Source organism: Gemmatimonadota bacterium (assembly GCA_041390105.1).
Lineage (GTDB): Bacteria > Gemmatimonadota > Gemmatimonadetes > Longimicrobiales > Gaopeijiaceae > JAGQIF01.
The window spans coordinates 615,749-632,265 of sequence record JAWKQO010000001.1 but is presented as its reverse complement, the minus strand read 5'-3'; the positions used below and the strand labels follow the sequence as shown (position 1 = coordinate 632,265).

At 67.9% G+C, this 16,517-nt stretch carries 19 protein-coding genes and 1 tRNA gene; 1 reads left to right on the top strand and 19 read right to left on the bottom strand.

The genetic code is table 11. From position 1 onward, the window contains the following. Nucleotides 1–67: 67 nt before the first annotated feature. The 17 genes from R3E10_02845 to R3E10_02765 form a co-directional block, all read right to left on the bottom strand. Entirely contained in the window at nucleotides 68–1,993 is a 1,926-nt protein-coding gene (locus R3E10_02845; GenBank protein ID MEZ4414663.1) for a hypothetical protein, read from the bottom strand. A 12-nt stretch (nucleotides 1,994–2,005) separates the two neighbouring features. Beyond that, nucleotides 2,006–2,413: a hypothetical protein gene (locus R3E10_02840; protein MEZ4414662.1), complete on the bottom strand. Its 408-nt coding sequence runs from the start codon at nucleotides 2,411–2,413 to the stop codon at nucleotides 2,006–2,008. 41 nt (nucleotides 2,414–2,454) lie between these two features. Next, nucleotides 2,455–2,859 (bottom strand): hypothetical protein, encoded by a 405-nt coding sequence (locus R3E10_02835; GenBank protein ID MEZ4414661.1) that lies wholly within the window; start codon nucleotides 2,857–2,859, stop codon nucleotides 2,455–2,457. A 5-nt stretch (nucleotides 2,860–2,864) separates the two neighbouring features. Continuing rightward, a complete protein-coding gene (locus R3E10_02830; protein ID MEZ4414660.1) occupies nucleotides 2,865–3,974 on the bottom strand; it encodes a hypothetical protein in 1,110 nt (369 codons plus the stop codon). A 40-nt stretch (nucleotides 3,975–4,014) separates the two neighbouring features. After that, nucleotides 4,015–4,839, bottom strand: a complete 825-nt coding sequence (locus tag R3E10_02825; GenBank protein ID MEZ4414659.1) for a prepilin-type N-terminal cleavage/methylation domain-containing protein — start codon at nucleotides 4,837–4,839, stop codon at nucleotides 4,015–4,017. Continuing rightward, nucleotides 4,836–5,222 carry a prepilin-type N-terminal cleavage/methylation domain-containing protein gene (locus tag R3E10_02820; GenBank protein MEZ4414658.1) on the bottom strand — a complete coding sequence of 129 codons (387 nt, stop codon included), beginning with the start codon at nucleotides 5,220–5,222 and terminating at the stop codon, nucleotides 4,836–4,838. Before R3E10_02820 ends, R3E10_02825 begins: the two co-directional genes overlap by 4 nt. Continuing rightward, complete coding sequence (locus R3E10_02815) at nucleotides 5,219–5,671, bottom strand: prepilin-type N-terminal cleavage/methylation domain-containing protein (GenBank protein ID MEZ4414657.1); 453 nt, start codon at nucleotides 5,669–5,671, stop codon at nucleotides 5,219–5,221. Before R3E10_02815 ends, R3E10_02820 begins: the two co-directional genes overlap by 4 nt. A gap of 56 nt (nucleotides 5,672–5,727) precedes the next feature. Beyond that, nucleotides 5,728–5,801: transfer RNA gene (locus R3E10_02810), tRNA-Arg, on the bottom strand. Nucleotides 5,802–5,980: 179 nt separating this feature from the next. Continuing rightward, nucleotides 5,981–6,610 carry a YqaA family protein gene (locus R3E10_02805; GenBank protein ID MEZ4414656.1) on the bottom strand — a complete coding sequence of 210 codons (630 nt, stop codon included), beginning with the start codon at nucleotides 6,608–6,610 and terminating at the stop codon, nucleotides 5,981–5,983. After that, a complete protein-coding gene (locus R3E10_02800) occupies nucleotides 6,607–7,284 on the bottom strand; it encodes a protein-L-isoaspartate(D-aspartate) O-methyltransferase (protein ID MEZ4414655.1) in 678 nt (225 codons plus the stop codon). The genes R3E10_02805 and R3E10_02800 overlap by 4 nt, the downstream gene beginning before the upstream one ends. Continuing rightward, nucleotides 7,266–8,018 carry a 5'/3'-nucleotidase SurE gene (gene surE, locus R3E10_02795; GenBank protein MEZ4414654.1) on the bottom strand — a complete coding sequence of 251 codons (753 nt, stop codon included), beginning with the start codon at nucleotides 8,016–8,018 and terminating at the stop codon, nucleotides 7,266–7,268. The genes R3E10_02800 and surE overlap by 19 nt, the downstream gene beginning before the upstream one ends. Nucleotides 8,019–8,029: 11 nt before the next feature. Further along, a complete protein-coding gene (locus R3E10_02790; GenBank protein ID MEZ4414653.1) occupies nucleotides 8,030–8,413 on the bottom strand; it encodes a MerR family transcriptional regulator in 384 nt (127 codons plus the stop codon). Beyond that, the gene (locus R3E10_02785) at nucleotides 8,410–9,426 is read right to left on the bottom strand and encodes an NAD(P)H-dependent glycerol-3-phosphate dehydrogenase (GenBank protein ID MEZ4414652.1); all 1,017 of its coding nucleotides are present in this window, start codon (nucleotides 9,424–9,426) and stop codon (nucleotides 8,410–8,412) included. The genes R3E10_02790 and R3E10_02785 overlap by 4 nt, the downstream gene beginning before the upstream one ends. Then, the gene (gene plsY, locus R3E10_02780) at nucleotides 9,423–10,037 is read right to left on the bottom strand and encodes a glycerol-3-phosphate 1-O-acyltransferase PlsY (GenBank protein MEZ4414651.1); all 615 of its coding nucleotides are present in this window, start codon (nucleotides 10,035–10,037) and stop codon (nucleotides 9,423–9,425) included. The genes R3E10_02785 and plsY overlap by 4 nt, the downstream gene beginning before the upstream one ends. Continuing rightward, complete coding sequence (gene der / locus R3E10_02775) at nucleotides 10,034–11,359, bottom strand: ribosome biogenesis GTPase Der (GenBank protein ID MEZ4414650.1); 1,326 nt, start codon at nucleotides 11,357–11,359, stop codon at nucleotides 10,034–10,036. The genes plsY and der overlap by 4 nt, the downstream gene beginning before the upstream one ends. After that, complete coding sequence (locus R3E10_02770) at nucleotides 11,356–12,627, bottom strand: DUF512 domain-containing protein (GenBank protein MEZ4414649.1); 1,272 nt, start codon at nucleotides 12,625–12,627, stop codon at nucleotides 11,356–11,358. Before R3E10_02770 ends, der begins: the two co-directional genes overlap by 4 nt. A 70-nt stretch (nucleotides 12,628–12,697) precedes the next feature. After that, nucleotides 12,698–13,687, bottom strand: coding sequence for a tetratricopeptide repeat protein (locus tag R3E10_02765; protein MEZ4414648.1), 990 nt, complete (start codon nucleotides 13,685–13,687; stop codon nucleotides 12,698–12,700). Nucleotides 13,688–13,748: 61 nt separating this feature from the next. Here R3E10_02765 and R3E10_02760 point away from each other — a divergent pair, with 61 nt between their 5' ends. Further along, nucleotides 13,749–14,195 (top strand): hypothetical protein, encoded by a 447-nt coding sequence (locus tag R3E10_02760; protein MEZ4414647.1) that lies wholly within the window; start codon nucleotides 13,749–13,751, stop codon nucleotides 14,193–14,195. A 49-nt stretch (nucleotides 14,196–14,244) separates the two neighbouring features. On the opposite strand, the gene R3E10_02755 is transcribed toward R3E10_02760, so the two are convergent. Further along, on the bottom strand, nucleotides 14,245–15,915 hold the full coding sequence (locus R3E10_02755; GenBank protein MEZ4414646.1) for a GMC family oxidoreductase: 1,671 nt from the start codon (nucleotides 15,913–15,915) through the stop codon (nucleotides 14,245–14,247). Beyond that, on the bottom strand, nucleotides 15,912–16,514 hold the full coding sequence (locus tag R3E10_02750; GenBank protein MEZ4414645.1) for a gluconate 2-dehydrogenase subunit 3 family protein: 603 nt from the start codon (nucleotides 16,512–16,514) through the stop codon (nucleotides 15,912–15,914). Before R3E10_02750 ends, R3E10_02755 begins: the two co-directional genes overlap by 4 nt. Nucleotides 16,515–16,517 lie beyond the last annotated feature (3 nt).

Sequence of the window (16,517 nt, the reverse complement as noted above, 5' to 3'; positions counted from 1 at the left end):
CCGCGGGGGACGGATCCCCCGCGGCCCCTCTCATTTCCCCCACGCGCTGCGGCGTGAGTCCGTCCGCTCAGGAGACCGGGCGTGAGCGCGGGGCCAACTGGGTGATCCAGAGGCCCGAGTTGAGGTCGGAGGAGTAGATGCGGCCCTTGAAGATCTGGGCTCCCCAGGCCATCGGCCAGTTGGCGACCGTGGTCTGGGCATCGGTGGTTCGGTAGCTCGCGATCTCCCGTCCCTGTGCGTAGAGATCGCCACGCAGTTCTCCCGAGATGTCCACCACCCGCAGGCCGGCCTGGTAGTATCCCACGTAGAGCTTCTCATCGTCCACCCAGACGTTGTGGGCTCCGGCCTCGGGCACCTCGTAGAACGCCACCTCCTGTGGGTTCTCGATATCGGATACATCGACCACATGGATGTACCCACGCGCCTCGATGGGGCGATCGGCGTTCCAGTCGTCTGGGAAGATCTCGTCGCCGAGGAACAAATAGCGGCCGGAGCGCCAGGCGACGTGCGTGTTTCCGATGGGATAGGCGTAGCGACTCACGAACGCAGGCGCGCGCGGCGTTCCTCCGTGCGTCCCCGCCCCCACGTCCAGGATGACGACTCCGTCGTCCCAATACGAGAGGAACGCGTAGCCATCCTGGACGATCACGTCGTGAAGGGTCTTCGCCTGCTTGGGGAGCCCCCAACGCCCCACTTCCCGGGGTGCCGCCGGATCGGAGATGTCGAGGATGTGCAGGTCGGACGTGCCGTTGTGGCATGCGTAGACCAGGTCGTTCTGACCGTCGATCCACACGTTGTGGACGCCGCCCGTGACCGTTTCTTCGTAGTGGGCCAGCACCTTCGGGTGGGCCGGTGTGGCCAGATCGAGCATCACGATGCCGTTCCGGCGATTGGAAGCGCCCTCCCGCGTCACGATGCCGACCCGGTTGTTCGGATGGATCTTCACGTCGTTGATGCGGCGGGCATCGAGTTGGATCGAGTCGGTGAGCTGTGGCTGCGCCGGGTTCGTGACATCCCACACCTTCATCCAATCGTGCATGAAGGTCCCGACGTACACGTAGTCACGCCTGTCCACGCCCTCGAAGACCCACATGTCTCCAGAGTGGTGCGTGGAGATGGCACCGCGTCCCACCTGCGCCAGCATCTCTTCCGATATGCGGGGCTCCACCTCGAGCACGGCGGACACCGAGTTCCCTTCGCCGACCAGCGCCGTGATCCGGTGGCGCCCGGGCTGCTCCGCGACGAAGACCCCTTCCCTCCCCTCGGCTTCGATCTGGGCACCAGAGCCCGCGAGGCTCCACGCCGGAAACACACGCACGGGCCCCGATCGACCGCGCGCCTCCACCTGCATGCGCAGCACATCGCCGGTCCTCACCGGGACGTTCGTGGGTGAAGGCCGCACCAGAGCCAGCGAGAGCGGGCCTTCGTCGATCACTTCGATCTCGAGCTCGGCCACTGCCTCCCCGGCCCGGACCTCGACGCTTCCCTTTCCGGGGGCGACTCCGTGGACGCGGCCCAGGCCATCGACGCGGAGTACAGGTGAGGCCGAGCGCACGGTCGCATCGGGGACCACACGCCGCTCTCCTGCGCGATCGACCCCGTAGACCGTCAACGGCACGCTGGTGCCCAGCGCGAGCACCTGCACGGGGGTGTGCGCTTCCAGTGCTACCGGTGGCAGGGCGGCTACGCGGATGACGGTGACGCCAGGCGCGGCGCCTGGAGATCCGAGCGCGAGGACACGGATCTCTGCCCTCCCAGGCCGAAGCGCTCTCACACGTCCGTCGGACGTCAGTTCGACGATATCGCCCTGCGCCGTATACCATCGCATGGGGACATCCGACCGCGGCTGGCCCGCTCCGTCCCGCAGCACGGCCTCCAACACTGCGGTCTCGCCGACTACGAGCTCGGCCTCCGCGGGGAGCACTTCAACCCGTGGGGCCTGAGCCCCCTGGGCCGCCTGCAGCGAGGCGCTGAGCAGGAGCGGTAGCAGCATCGGCCCGGACCCCTACCTGCTACGGGTCGTGACCTCGATCACGCCGTTGGAGTAGTTGGTTCCGTAGAGCGTCGTCGCGTCGCGCCCATTGCGGAAGCGCAGTTCACGGCAGTCGGTGGAGCGGATGGATGTAAGCATCTGCAGGCCGCCGGCCACGGGGCGGCCGTCGACGTGAACCTGTGGGCCCACTTGCCCTGAACGGCTCTGGAGCCAGGTGGGGCGGAGCCGCTGGATGGCTTCGTACGCCGAGGTCGCCGGCATGGTCGCGAGTTCCTCGGCAGTGATCAGGTTCCGGCCTCCGCGGGCGCTACTACTACTGCTCCCGGACGACGAGCCACCCGAAGCGCAGGCACCCAGCAGGGGTGCCAGGAGCAGCAGAGAAAGCAGCAGAAGCGGTGTTCGAACGATGCGTGTGGGCATGGTGCCTCCCTGTTGTGCAGGTCCTTTGGTGTGTGCCTTGGTCACAGGCCCTTCTTGGCGCGCAACAGCAACTCGAGCAGCTTGATGTCGGCGACCATCCCGAGCGCTTCCACCCCGTCGTAAGGATAGCGGTGACGCTCCTGGCTGACGTCTGAAGAAAAGACGATCGAGTTCCCGATCAGCTGATTGTACTCGTAGCGTGGTGTCACCTCGGCGCGCCAGACGGTCTGCTCGCGGTCCACGAACCACCGGTATTGCGGGTTCTGCACCGCCACGGTCAATGTGCCCGGCACGGGCGGCCGTGTGCCTTCCACTTGTGTTTGCAGCTTGCAGCGTGGATCGTCCACGCCCTTCAGGATCACCCGCCATTGGGGGCCGGCACGAACCGCCGAGGTGACTTCCCACGTACGCCCGCCACGCTCGATGCGCAGTCCTTGGATTCCCAAATGCCTCAGCCTTCCAGTGCGGTGAAGTCGATCCAGCTGCGCGCTGGAATGGGCTCGGCGCGGGTCAGCGCAGGGTTGTTGAGGATGGCGCGGTTGATGGCGCACCGCGACGCGGCGACCCAGACCTCGCGCACCGTGCTCGGGTTGCGGGTCGTCAGGTTCTGGGTACGGACCGTGCCGGCAAGCAGAACGCCGGCGCCTTCGATGGTGATCTCACCGTGCGCGACGATCACACCGAAGAACCGCGTGTCGTCCGTGAGGTGCAGATTGCCCTCCACCAGCAGGACCCCCTGCCCCACGGATCCGGCAGCCAGCTGCAGGTCGCCCGTCACGTGCACGACCGGAAAGTAGCGGCCGCAGGGTCCGTCGGGATTGTTGGGGTCTCCCCAGTTGGATGCGCTTGCCGTTTGGCAGGTCCCGCTCGCACCGGTTTGCGGCGCGACCGGACCGAACGCTCCGCTGGGAAGGTGCACGTCGGCCACGGCCACCAGCTCAGCCCAGGAGATCCCGCCGAAATCGACGAGCGCCGCCGCGCCCAACCCTGGATTCTCCACGACCGGCGGGGAGCCGGACACCTGAGCCCCTCCCGAAGTGGCAATGCTGGTGGCGTCCGGAATGATCACTCCGGCCTGGGCGCCACCGCTGGCGCCGCAGAGGGAAGCCCAAGACAAAGGAGTGAAGTCGGCTCCCGTGACTCCGGCGTCTCCCTCCAGCACGAGCTGGCCGAGCACCAGCGCGGCAGAGCCCGCCGAGAACATCGGGCTTCGCAGACGCGTCAGAACCGCGATCCGGTGCTGGGTTTGCGGATCGGCGTAGAGCGACGCCCGGCTGTCGAGCAGATAGAGCCGCTCCGAGATGCGTCGAACGTCGACCAGGGCGCTGCCCTCGGCGGCGATGGCGGTGACCTGATCGGCAGCGCCGACGGACAGGAGTCCGAAGCGCTCTCCCTGCCAATTGGCCAGAACGTCGGCGATGCCGGTCTCGGAGACCGAGAACGCCCGGCCCGTCAACTCGCTGGCCACCGAGATGCGTGTCTCCTGACGAGCAGCATAGAAGCTGCCCGTGACCACCAGGCCCAGAACCGTGAGGGTGACCAGCGCCAGGATGAAGGCCACACCCTCCCGGTTCCCGGGGCGCAGGTGCCCGCGCTTCGGGTCAGTTGCGAAGGGAGACACGTGTGCTGAGGGAGTCGGCGATCGGGGCACCATCGCTGTCCAGAACGGGCGAAAACGTCCGCACAAGAAGCTCAATCTGAGCGACGCTGGCCGGATTCGCCACCACGTTGCCCAGTCGGTCCAGGAAGGTGAGCTGAAGGCCCTGGCCCGGGGGGCCCAGAGGGCCAACCAGTGGGACGGGCTCGGCCAGCCCCACCCAGCGCGCGAGGTAGTGGGCTCCCAGGGCGGGCCGCAGACCGTAGCTCTCGACCTGGAATGCCCGCACCGGCGCTCCCACCGAGAGGACGTTGGCGCCGAGCGGGGGGACGAGGCCGTTCAACTCGACGCGCTCCCCCGCCCCTCCACTGGGGCACCCCGCAGTGGTGTCGACCGGACCGGCCACGCCGATCAGCCAGACATCGTCGGCGGGATTGGCGGGGTCATTCTCGGCCCAGACCATCACGGAGTCGCCCTGGGCCACCCAGCGCGCATAGGGCTCGAAGACCACGCTGGGGGCGGCCGATACATCGCACGCGACCGCGAACGTGATGGGCCGCCGCAGTCGGAGGCTGTCCGGCCCCATTCCGAGGAAGTCACCCGCCTGGGCGCTGGTCTCCCGCAGCAGGGCGGTAAGGACGTCCGTAGCGGCTCGGGCCGTCTGTTGGACACTGAGGCGTGCCGCCTGTCGCGAGAAGGTGCGTTGGCCCACGAGCACGACCTGATAGATCGTCAGCAGCAGCAGGGCCCCCAGCGCCGTGGCGATGATCAGCTCCACCAGGGTGAATCCGGTGCGGCTCGGCCGCCTCTGCCGGGGGGATCCGCTCACGGACGAGAGATCCGCAGGTGGGTCGTATCGGCCACGGCGGGTACGAGCGTAGGGGCTTGCCCGGGGGCTGGAGCTCGGAACCCGGGTCCGACCGTGACGATCCGGACCGCCTTGGCACGCGCGAGGACCTCCACGTCCCAGGTGACCTCGAAGCGGCCCACCGTGCTGCTGCCGTCCAGGATCGAGTCGTAGGGGACGGCCGCGAGGCGCTCCGCCACGCTCTGGCGGGCGGCCGCCCGTTCGGTACGGAGATCCGCGTCGGTGCCCTGCCGTACAAGCAGCGTCTGGGTTCCCAGGAAGCCGAGGATCCCCACCGCCAGGATCACCACGGCCACGATCAGCTCCACGAGCGTGAAGCCCCCTTGGGACGGGCGGCTGTTCACGGACCCTGCGGTCCCTCCACGAACTGACCGAGCGGAAGCAGCGTGCCCTCCGCCCAGCGGCCGTCGCGGGTGAAGCGGACCTGAACGGGGCCGCCGACCGAGCCGCACCCCGGAAGGGCCAGGCCCCGTGGGCCCAGGCATTGGCGCAGGGTCGGAGTCACCTCCACCTGGGCCAGCACGTCGAAGCGCAGAACCTCGATCGGGGGGCCGCCCTCGCTGATCCAGGCACTGTCGCCGTCCTCGGTCACGTCCAGGTACACCAGATGGCCCCTCTCGACGGCGGTGGCGCGCGCGCGGGCCGACAGGCTGGCAAAGGCGTTCCGCGCCGAGCGCACCGCAAAGGCGGAGCGTGCCCGACCTGTCGCGGTCCAGGCGATCCCGAGCAGGATGGCGCTCACCGCGAACACGATCAGGAGCTCCACGAAGGTGACGCCACGGCGGTCCCGCATCCGAGCGAACCCTCCGCAGGAGTGGGCGGGTCCCCGGGGGAGACCCGTTCGGTCGATGTCCCCGGCGCGACTCGAACGCGCGACCTACTGCTTAGGAGGCAGTCGCTCTATCCACCTGAGCTACGGGGACGGGAGCGGCGGACCCGTCCAGGGCGCGCCGTCCGGCGGCTGAAAAGGTAGGGGAGCCCCGGGCGCAATCCAACCCGCCGCTCGGGCCGGTGCGGTCACTGCATCGCCCCGGGCGTCCATGGGGAGCGCCCTGAGGGTTCTTGAATCTGGGAAGGTCCGGTGGGCGCGCTGGCGGAACGGCTAGAGGATGAGCTTGATGACCGCGAAGCCGAGCACGAGCAGGATGCCGAAGGCCCAGCTCAGCAGGTTGAAGTTCTTCTCGATGAAGACCTTCACGGGTGCCCCGTAGCGGTAGATGAGGCCCGCCACCAGGAAGAAGCGCAGCCCCCGGCTCAGGATGCTGGACAAGAGGAACACGCCCAGGTTGATGCCGAATACGCCGGAAGAGATCGTGACGACCTTGTAAGGGAACGGTGTCAAGCCGGCGAGGAACACGGCCCAGAAGTCGAAACGCTCGTAGAACGACTGGATCTTGTCGAAGGCCTCGGGCGTGACTCCGGGCACGTACTGGAAGAAGGGGTCGGCCAGCACGCTCCAGAGGCCAGCACCGATGCCATACCCCACCAGTCCCCCCACTACGGAGGCGGCGGTGGCGATCCCGGCGAACCGGAACGCCTTCCGATTGGCTCCCAGGCAAAGGGCCAGCAGCAGCGGATCCGGGGGAATCGGGAAGAACGACGACTCCGCCGCCGCCATCGCAGCGAGCGCGGCGGGCCCGTGCGGCGTTTCGGCCCAGTGGAGCATCCAGTCGTAGAGCCGGCGGATCGGTCCTCGGCGCTCGGTCGAGGCCTCCGGGGCAGCCAGTGTCACGTGTCCAGCTCCTTGCTCCATCCGAACTTTCCGATCAGGGGGACGAACCTACAGGGGATCCGTGCGTCCTCCTGCAAGATCTGGCCCTCCACCCGCCGAACGAGCATGAGGCGCTGCTCGTCCCGGTCTCCCACCGGGATCAGCATGCGGCCCCCTTCGGCCAACTGTTCGATGAGTGCCTCCGGGACCGTGGGCGCACCCGCCGACACCACGATGACGTCGAAGGGTGCATACTTCCGCCAACCGATGGTGCCGTCGCCCACGAGCAACGCCACGTTGCGGATCTCCAACTGATCCAGAGCCGTGCGCGCCCGCTGCGACAGGGCGCGTTCTCGTTCCACGGAGTAGACGCGGTCCGCCAAGCGCGCCAGAAGCGCGGTGAGAAACCCGCTTCCCGTGCCGATCTCGAGCACGACGTCGGTGGGCCTGGGGTCGAGGGCGGCCAGCATCATCGCTTGCAGCGAGGGCTGCGACGCGGTTTGCCCGAAGCCGATCGGCACCGGGGCATCGTCGTAGGCACGATTCCACACGCCCTCCGGCAGGAACAGGTGCCGGGGAACGCGGTCGAACAGCTCCAACAGGGCGAGATCGGTGATCCCGGCGTCGCGGATCCGCTCGATCAGTCGACGCCGCTGCCCCACGAAGCGGAACCCGTCTACTGGCTGAACTCCCACGTGCGCAGCTCCTCCATGAGCGCGTAGTTGGTCAGGTCCAGGTAGACCGGAGTGATCGAGATGTACCCTTCGCTGACGGCTTTGAAATCGGAGTGCTCTCCGCCCTGCCAGCTGGCGACACCGCCCCCGATCCAGAAGTACTCGCGACCGCGGGGATCGTTGGCCCGGGTGATGGCGTCCTGATAGCGCCGCCGCCCCAGGCTGGTGATGCGAACGCCTTGCAGGTCGGCGGGATCGATGGCAGGCAGGTTCACGTTCAGCAGCGTGTGGTCGGGGAAGCGCGCATTGCGCGCCAGGTCCCGGAACAGCACTGCCAGACGGTCGGTCCAGGCCGAGATCTCTTCGTACTGCTCACCGGTGTAGGAGACGGCTACCGAGCGGATGCCGAGCACGGTAGCCTCCATGGCCGCAGCCACCGTGCCCGAGTACAGCACGTCCTCGCCCATGTTGGGTCCGTGATTGACACCCGATAGACAGAGCCCCGGGCGCGTGTCGAGGAGCAGTTCGTTCACAGCCAACAGAACGCAATCCGTGGGTGTGCCGTCCACCACGTGTGCCCCGTCGGCCGCGCGCCGTACCCGCAGAGGATGGTGGAGCGTCAGGGAGTGGCTGGTGGCGCTCTGCTCGCGGTCCGGCGCCACCACGGTCACCGTGCCGATGCTGCGCGCCGCCTCCGCCAGCACGCGCAAGCCCTCGGCCAGGTACCCGTCGTCGTTGGTGCAGAGGATGCTCAGGTCTCGTGAGCTCACCGGGCCTGCTCCGCGCCCTGATCCGGGGTGAGAATGTCCAGCAGCGAGTGGAGCTCGTCTCGGATCTCGTCCAACAGGCCCGGGGTCACCGCCTGCTTGCGCTCGTCCTTGAGCTCGGCGGAGCGCCGGGTCTTCTTCAGATGGCGGCGAGCTCCCGTGATCGTGTACTTCTGGTCATACAAGAGGTGCTTGATCAGGAGCACCATCTCGATGTCGGCTGGTTTGAACACGCGGTTCCCCGCGCGGTTCTTGATCGGGCGCAGCGACTCGAACTGCGTCTCCCAGTAGCGAAGGACGTGTGGCTTCAGCCCCGTCAGCTCGCAGACCTCCCCGATGGAGTAGTAGGCTTTCTTGGCGATCGGTTCATCGGGAGTCGTCACGACCAATCCTCGGGTTTCGGGTCTCGCATCATCAGGCGTCGAATCGCTTCTCGGGGCGCGCGCCCCTGGGTCAGGATGGCGTGCACCTCCGAAGCGATCGGCATGTCCACGCCTTCGCGCTCGGCCAGGGCCACGACGGCTTCAACCGTCGCGACTCCCTCTGCTACCGTGTGCATCTCGCCGAGGATCGACTGGATGCTCTCGCCCCGACCGAGGCGGTAGCCGACCGTGCGGTTGCGGCTGAGCTCGCCGGTGCACGTCAGGACCAGGTCGCCCATTCCCGCCAGCCCCGCGAAGGTTTCCCGCAGGGCGCCCATCCGGATCCCCAAGCGGGCGATCTCGGCCAGTCCCCGGGTCATCAGGGCCGCCCGCGTGTTGTGGCCGAAGCCCAGGCCGGCGACGACACCGGCGGCGAGCGCGATCACGTTCTTGAGAGCGCCCGCCAGCTCGACGCCGATCACGTCGGGGGTGGTATAGACACGGAACACGTCGGTCTGGAAGAGGGCTTGGGCCTGCAGGCGCGCTTCCTCGCTGGCGCTGGCGACGACCACCGCAGTCGGTGCACCGGCTGCGACCTCGGCGGCGAAGCTCGGTCCCGAGATCACGGTGAACGTCTCCATCTGGCGCGGCGTCAGCAATGCGCGAAAGACGCCATCCATGCGCTCCAGCGAGCGGATCTCGATCCCCTTGGAGGCGGAGATGATCTGGACGTCGGCTTCCAACCCAGCAGCGATCGGCTCCATGACCGCGCGGACGTGCTGAGCGGGGCTGACGGAAACGATCACCCCAGCGCCGGAGACGGCCTCGCGGAGGTCGTTGGTCACCTCCAACGCTGGAGGAAGCCGCACACCCGGGAGGAAGACAGCGTTGTCGCCGCTGGAGCGGATGGCGTCGACCACTTCCGGTTCGCGCGCCCAGAGGCAGACCGGCAGGCCCTTGCCCGCCAGCAAACCGGCGATGGCGGTACCCCAGCTTCCCGCCCCGACGACCGTGACCCGCGCCGGCCCCTTCACGGGGTCCCTGCAGGCGCGCGGCGACCGATGCGAGGCTCCTCCCCGCGGAGCAGGCGGCCGACGTTGCTACGGTGCGCCCAGATCACGAACGCTGCCAGCCCACTCGTGAAGCCGAGTAGAGCGCGGCCACCGGGGGGGGCAGTAAGGGCGATGGCGATCGGCAAGGCCAGAGCGGCTGCGATCGATCCGACCGAAACGAAGCGCGTGAGGACGACCGTCAGGGCCCAAACCACGAACCCAACCAGAGCCGCCAGGGGCGCCAGAGCGATGAAGACGCCCCCGCTGGTCGCCACTCCCTTCCCGCCGCGGAAGCGAACCCAGAACGAGAACATGTGTCCGACGATGGCCGCGCCCCCGTACGCGAGGACCCATCCCCAGGCTGCGTCTCCATCCAGGCGGGGGAAGACCCATGCAGGCAACCAGCCCTTGAAGACGTCGACCACGATGACCGGGAGAGCGGCGCGCCAGCCGAGCACCCGGAATGCATTCGTGGCGCCCAGGTTGCCGCTTCCTCGAGTGCGCAGGTCGATTCCCTTCGCCTTCCCGACCCAGAAGGAGGTCGGGGTGGCACCGACCACATAGGCCAGAGCCGTGAGGAGAAAGGGACTCATTCGCCCGAGCTCGCCCGCACGCGGACGCGAAGGGGGACGCCCGCGAAGGGCCAGCGGTTCCTCAAGGCGTGGTGCATATAGCGAATGTAGTGTTCAGGCACCGCGTCCGGATAGTTGGCGAAAACGACGAAGGTCGGAGGTTCCGTGCCTGTCTGCGTCATGTACTTGAGCTTGACCGGGCGTCCCCGGTGGTGCGGTGGTGGCTGCTTGCGCACCGCCTGCTCCAAGACCTCGTTGACCTCGGCGGTCGGCACCCGGCGGCGGCGCTCTTGCCACACCTCGACGACGAGGTCCAGCAACTTGTGCACGCGGAGTCCGGTCAACGCCGATACAAAGAGGACCGGTACCGTCTCGAGCGAAGGCGCGCGTTTCTTGAATTCCTTCTCGAACTGGATTGCGGTGTTGGTGTCCTTCTCCACCAGATCCCACTTGTTGACCAGGATGATCAGGCCGCAGCCTGCGCTCCAGGCCGCATCGGCGATCTTGAGGTCTTGCACTCCGAGGCCCTCGTTGCCATCGACCACCAGAACGCATACATCGGCCTCCTGCACCACCCGGTCGGTACGGAGCGCGGAGTAGAACTCCACCGAGTCCTTGATGCGGGCGTGGCGCCGAAGGCCGGCGGTGTCCACGAACGTAAGCGTGTGCGCGTGATAGGTGAGAGACGAGTCGATCGGGTCGCGCGTCGTGCCGGGCACGTCGCTGACCACCGAGCGTTCCTGGCCGAACAGCCGGTTGATCAAGCTCGACTTGCCTACGTTGGGCTTGCCGATGATCGCGATGCGAACGGCCTTCTCCTGCTCCTCATCGCCCACGGGTTCCGGCAGCAGCTCCACGATGCGGTCGAGCACATCCCCGGACCCCTTCCCCGAGTTGGAGCTCACCGGAACCGGCTCCCCCAGCCCAAGGGCCCAGAACTCGTGATGCGCCGTGCCGTGCGGCAGGTCGTCGACCTTGTTGGCGACGACCAATACGGGGCGGCCCGCGGCACGCAGGACGTCCGCCAGGCGCTCGTCCAGTGGGTGCAATCCCACCTTCGCGTCCACCATGAAGACGATCACGTCCGCCTCTGCGATGGCCGTGTGCGCTTGTTCCCGGATCTGCCGGTCCATCGGTTCATCGGAACCTTCGACGATGCCGCCGGTGTCGACGATCTGGAAGCGGCGGCCGGCCCAGTCCGCGCGCGCGAAGTTGCGGTCGCGGGTTACGCCGGGTTGGTCGTCCACGATGGCGATCCGCGCGCCCAACACGCGGTTGAAGAAGGTGGACTTTCCCACGTTGGGGCGACCCACCACCGCGACGACAGGCAGGCGCTCGCTCACAGGCGGGCCAGGGCCGAGGGCAAGCTGCGTGCAACGATCAGGCGTGCGGGGGCGACTCGTCGTTGGAGCTCCACCAGGGGCATCCCGTCGATGAAGACCTGATCCTGGTTGAGAGCGTCCGCTGAAACGAGGATGACGTCTCCTCCCCGCGGGTCGTGGACCGCAGCCGCCAGGTCCGCCCCGGCCAGCAGGCCCGCAATGGTGACGCTGGAGCCGAAGAACCGGTTCTCCACCTCGAGGACTTCGAGGTCCGCCCCGGTGGCGCGGCGCACATCGTGGACCCGACTCCGGAAGAACGGCGCCATGGACGCACCCGTGAGGATCCGGAGACGGCGTCCCACGAGCGAGGGGAGGCGCTCCAAAGCCCCGTCGATGTCGTCGATGAAGCGGCGCACGGCTCCCACGCCGTTCTCCACGAGCTCGAAGTCGTCGTAGTAGGACGCGGCGGGAAGGTCCTGCCCTGCTACGAGGAAGAGCTCGTCGGCGGCGTAGCACCAGCCCCGCTGGCGCTCCGCTCGCGCCCGCACCCGCGCCCGCTCCACCTGGTCCAGCGCCCGCTCCGCCTCCGGCCGCTCGAGCAGCCGCACGGGGCGTCCCAGGTTGTAGCGGGTCAGGCCTACCGGAACGATGGACAGGGACCGTACCCCGGGCCCGAGGGACCAGAGATCGTCGATGGTGCGGTCCAGGTGCGACCCGTCGTTCCACTCCGGACAAAGCACGACCTGCGTGTGCACCTCGAGGCCTGCGCGAGTCAGCGCCGCCAGCCGCTGCATGATCTCGCCCGCCTGCTCATTGACGAGAAGACGGCGGCGAACCTCCGGCTCGGTGGCGTGCACGCTCACATACAGCGGAGAGAGGCGTTGGTCGATCAGCCGCTGGAAGCCCTTGGGTCCCAGGTTGGTGAGCGTCACGTAGCTCCCGTACGTGAACGAAAGGCGGAAGTCGTCGTCCCGGAGCCAGAGCGCGTCGCGGACTCCCGGGGGATTTCCGTCGATGAAGCAGAACACGCACTTGTTGGCGCACTCCCGGACCGCGTCCGGCTGCGGGACGATCCCCAGGGCCTCTCCCGGCTCCCGCTGGATCTCGTAGACCGCGGCCTCGCCCTCCGGGGAGACGGTCTCGATCTCGAGCTCCGTGTCCGCGAGCAGGAACGTGAAGTCGATCCCGTCCCGCACGGGCTGTCCGTTGATCCGCACGACGCGCGTGCCGATGCGCAGCTCGAGCGCCTCGGCGATGCTGCCGGCTTCGATCTCGGCGATGCGGACCACGTGACCCCGGAAAGATGCGAGAAATCGGTTGAAATACAGCCGTTAAATGTAGCTCAGGGGATGATTTGCCTCAACGCTCCCCCATCCGGGCCACCTCGGCCTCGGCGGCGATGTATCCGAAGGCAGGCCACTGCTCGCGGCCGGTCAGGATGCGGTCGAAGATCTCGCGTGCGCGCGGTGCCTCGCCGGTGTACAGGTACCAATTCCCGACCCCGTAGGCGGCCGTGGTCGCGGTGAGCGTGGCCTCCGCCCCCGTGGGGCCGAGGAGCTCCTCCGGGGTCTGGCGGCCCTCGTAGAGCCGGATGAGGTCCAGGTACGCCCCGCTCTCGATCACATCGGGGTTGGGGGGGAGGACGGTCAAGAGCTCGGCTGCGTCCTGGTCCCGGCCCAGACGCCTCAGCGTCATGTAGAGCCAGTGCGCCGTGGCGATGACGGAGTCGTCGTGCCGAGAGACCCCCATGCAGGCGAGGTAGGCCTGGCGGGCCGCCTCGAACTCGCCCTTCAGGTAGTGGGCGAGGCCCAGGTGGTACCAGATGTTGAAGTGGAGGGTGCTGGTGGGGATTCCCAGAGGGTTCGGCTGCCCATCCGGTTCCACCTCGTCTTCCAATCCGGACACGGCCGCCGCGGCGCGTGTGAGGTCCGCGATGGCCTTGTCCAACTCCCGGACGGTGATGTAGCGGTGGCCTCGGTGCCTGAGCAGGTGGGGCTCGTCCGGGAAGCGTTCCAGGGCTGCGGTGTATGTGGCGATGGCCTGCTGGAAGTGTCCGGGGTAGGCCTGGCGCCGCCCGGCCCAGATCCAGGCGTCGAGGCTGGACGAGTCCGCGGCCAGGGCCGCCTCGGCCTCTTCCAGCTGGCTCTGGCGGAGCGCGTCGACCTCGGGTGCCGCCTGCGGCCGGGTCAGTGGCTCACCGAGCAGGGAGACCGCCTCGGCACCGGGGGGCACGTCCATGCCGGGATCGGACGGAACAGGGTCGCGTCCGCCTGTCGCATCGGCGCGCCCGCAGGCGTTTCCCACGAGGATCAGGGCCAGCGTCCAAAGGATCCGGGGAACGCGCGGCATCGGGATGACTCCGGGTCGAGGTCGTGTCGTGAGGAGCACCAAGATAGGGGATGGGCTGCGCATGAAGCGACGAGCGAGGGCGGCACACTGGGTGTGCCTGTTGGCGGGGCTGGTGGGGGCTGCATCGCTCGGCGGGTGTGGCTCGGACGCCGTGGGAGCCGATCCGTCGCTGCAGGGAGGGATTCTGGTGACTTTCGCGGTGGGCTCGGAGCGCTTCCGCGTCTGGATCGTCAATCCGGCCACCATCGACGACGTGTTCGATCTGCAGACCGGCGCGAGCCTGGCCAACATCCCCAACGCCGCCATCCGGACCGGAGCCGGCGACGGGGCCCACAACGCCCCGTGGAGCTGGCATCTGGACGCTCAGGACGTCGAGATGGCCGACGCCACCATCGAGGTGTGCGACGGATCGCCCTCCTATGTCGAAGAGCACCTGCAGGACTACTTGCAGATCGGGCGCTACTGCCCTTGGGGCGCCCGCCTGGTCGCCGTGGACGACCGGCGTTAGAGCCGGAACGCCCGACGACGCCCGCCCGGGCGACCGGTCCACCGTCGGCTCAGATCACGCCTCGATTCGCGTAGTCGATGATGCGCTCCGCCGCGCGGAACGCCAGTGCCATGATCGTCATGGTGGGTTGTCCTCGTCCGGAGCTCACCATGCTGCTGCCATCACAGATGAAGAGGTTGGGCACATCGTGCGTACGATGGGTGGCGTCGACCACCGAGGTGCGCGCGTCGTTGCCCATACGCGCCGTGCCCAACAGATGGAAGCCGGCCGTCTGCTCCGTTGCGGGAAAATGCCACGTGCGACGGGCGCCCGCCGCGTCGAGCAGCTCCACCGCGCGCTCCTGCAGCCACCGCACCATTGCCACATCGTCGGGATGGTCCCTGTAGGTGACACGGATGGCGGGGCGGCCGAAATCGTCCTTGAGGGTGGGGTCCAGCGAAACGTTGTTGGTCTCCAGCGGCAGCGAGGTGCCGTGACAGAAGACGTCCATGCTGCGCGTGTAGTACTCCGCGAGCATGCGCTTGTATTCCGTCCCCCAGGTTGGCGCGTCGGGCGGCAGTCCGCCCAACGCGTAGATCATCGGACCCGGGCCGAAGCGGCCGTCGAGCGCCCCCCCACCGTAGAACCCGCGCCGCGGATCGACCTCGTAGAACGGGTCGATCACCAGGCGGGTCACCAGCGCACCCTTGTACTCGTTGAGCGGGTGCTCGAAGACCCCTGAAACCTGGGCATTCCCGTTGAACATCAGGTACTTCCCGATCAGCCCGCTCGAGTTGGCCAATCCGTTCGGGAAACGGCTGGACTCGGACATCAGCAGGAGTCGGGCGGACTCGGCCCCGTTGGCGGAGAGCACCACAGCGCGCGCACGTTGGCGTTGCTCCTGTCCGTCCGCATCGAAGTACAGCACCTCGCTGGCGCGTCCGGACGCGTCGGTCTCGATCCGGAACACGGTCGACAACGGCCGGATCTCACAGCGACCGGTCGCTTCGGCCAGTGGAATCATCGCTGCCAGCGTAGATGACTTGGCGCCGAACTCGCAGCCATAGCCGATGCACCACCCGCAATTCTGACACGCGGAGCGACCATTGTGCTCCTGCGAGAGAATGGCCATCGGTGCTGGTTGCACCGGCCATCCCATGGCGCGCGCTCCCCGCTCCAACAAGACGCCCGAGGACTTGACTGGCAGTGGAGGCATCGGATAGGGCCTCGAGCGGGGTGGGTCGCCCGGTCCTGGCATGCCGGAGACACCGATCTCCCAGTCGACCTTCGTATAGTAGGGTTCGAGATCCTCGTAGGAGATCGGCCAATCGGCGAAGCCCGTTCCCGCGATGGGGCCCAGCACGCTGCGTTCCCGAAAATCGATGGGACGCAAGCGCCAGAAGTTGGCGGTGAAATGCACGGAAGCCCCACCGACCATCTTGGCGTAGACCACAGGTGGGAAGAGCCCCTGACTGGGTGCTGCCTCCTCCGCTTCGCTCTGCCGGAACGTCGCCGCCAGATCACCTGAGCGGGTGAGGCCACCTTTGAGCCACACGCCGTACTCATCGTGCCGGAACTCGTGGGGGCGAATGTAGGGGCCTTGCTCCAGAACGACGATGCGAAAGCCAGCCGTGGAAAGCTCCTTGGCCATGATCCCGCCGGCGGACCCCGAGCCGATGACGACGAAGTCGACCGGCTCGTCGTGATCAAAGCGGGGGGCGTTCTCCTGTGTGGACGTCATGGCGTCTCTCCCGCCTGGCGCGCTTCCGCATCATAGAAGCCGTAAGGCGGCTCGTACGTGTCGGCGTGTTCCATCCCCATCAACGCCCAGCCGAGGTGGTCACGGTTGCCACCGTAGTCGGGGTGGCTCAGCGTTCCGGCCAGCACCAGGAGGCGCGCATACCCGAAGAACCCCGGGTCTTCCCGCTCCACGGTGCGCAGCACCTCGACGCGCTGGTCGAGCGGAAGATCTCCGAGGAATCCAGAGGCCGCGCCAGCGGCGCGCACCCGGTCGCCGAGGGAACCGAGCGACGCCTGGACGAACTCCAGGTTTCCCCCTTCCAGAGCAGGATCGCCCAACACCCGGTCCAGGAAATACACGGCACCCGCCTCCCGAGCCCCGGGTCCGTCGTCGGACGGCAGGATCAGCGCGGCGATCTCGTCGAGCTGTCGGCCATCGTCAGCGGACAGCGTACGGAAGGCCTCGCCTCGGGCGGCGGCGCGGCTGGCTTCCTCCGCGAGGTCCCGGCAGCCGGCCATCCCGAGCGCCCAGAGGGCACCCAAGCCGCCGCCGCTGGTCAGGACGAACTGGCGGCGGCTCCAATCGAGCTCGAACGGCATGCA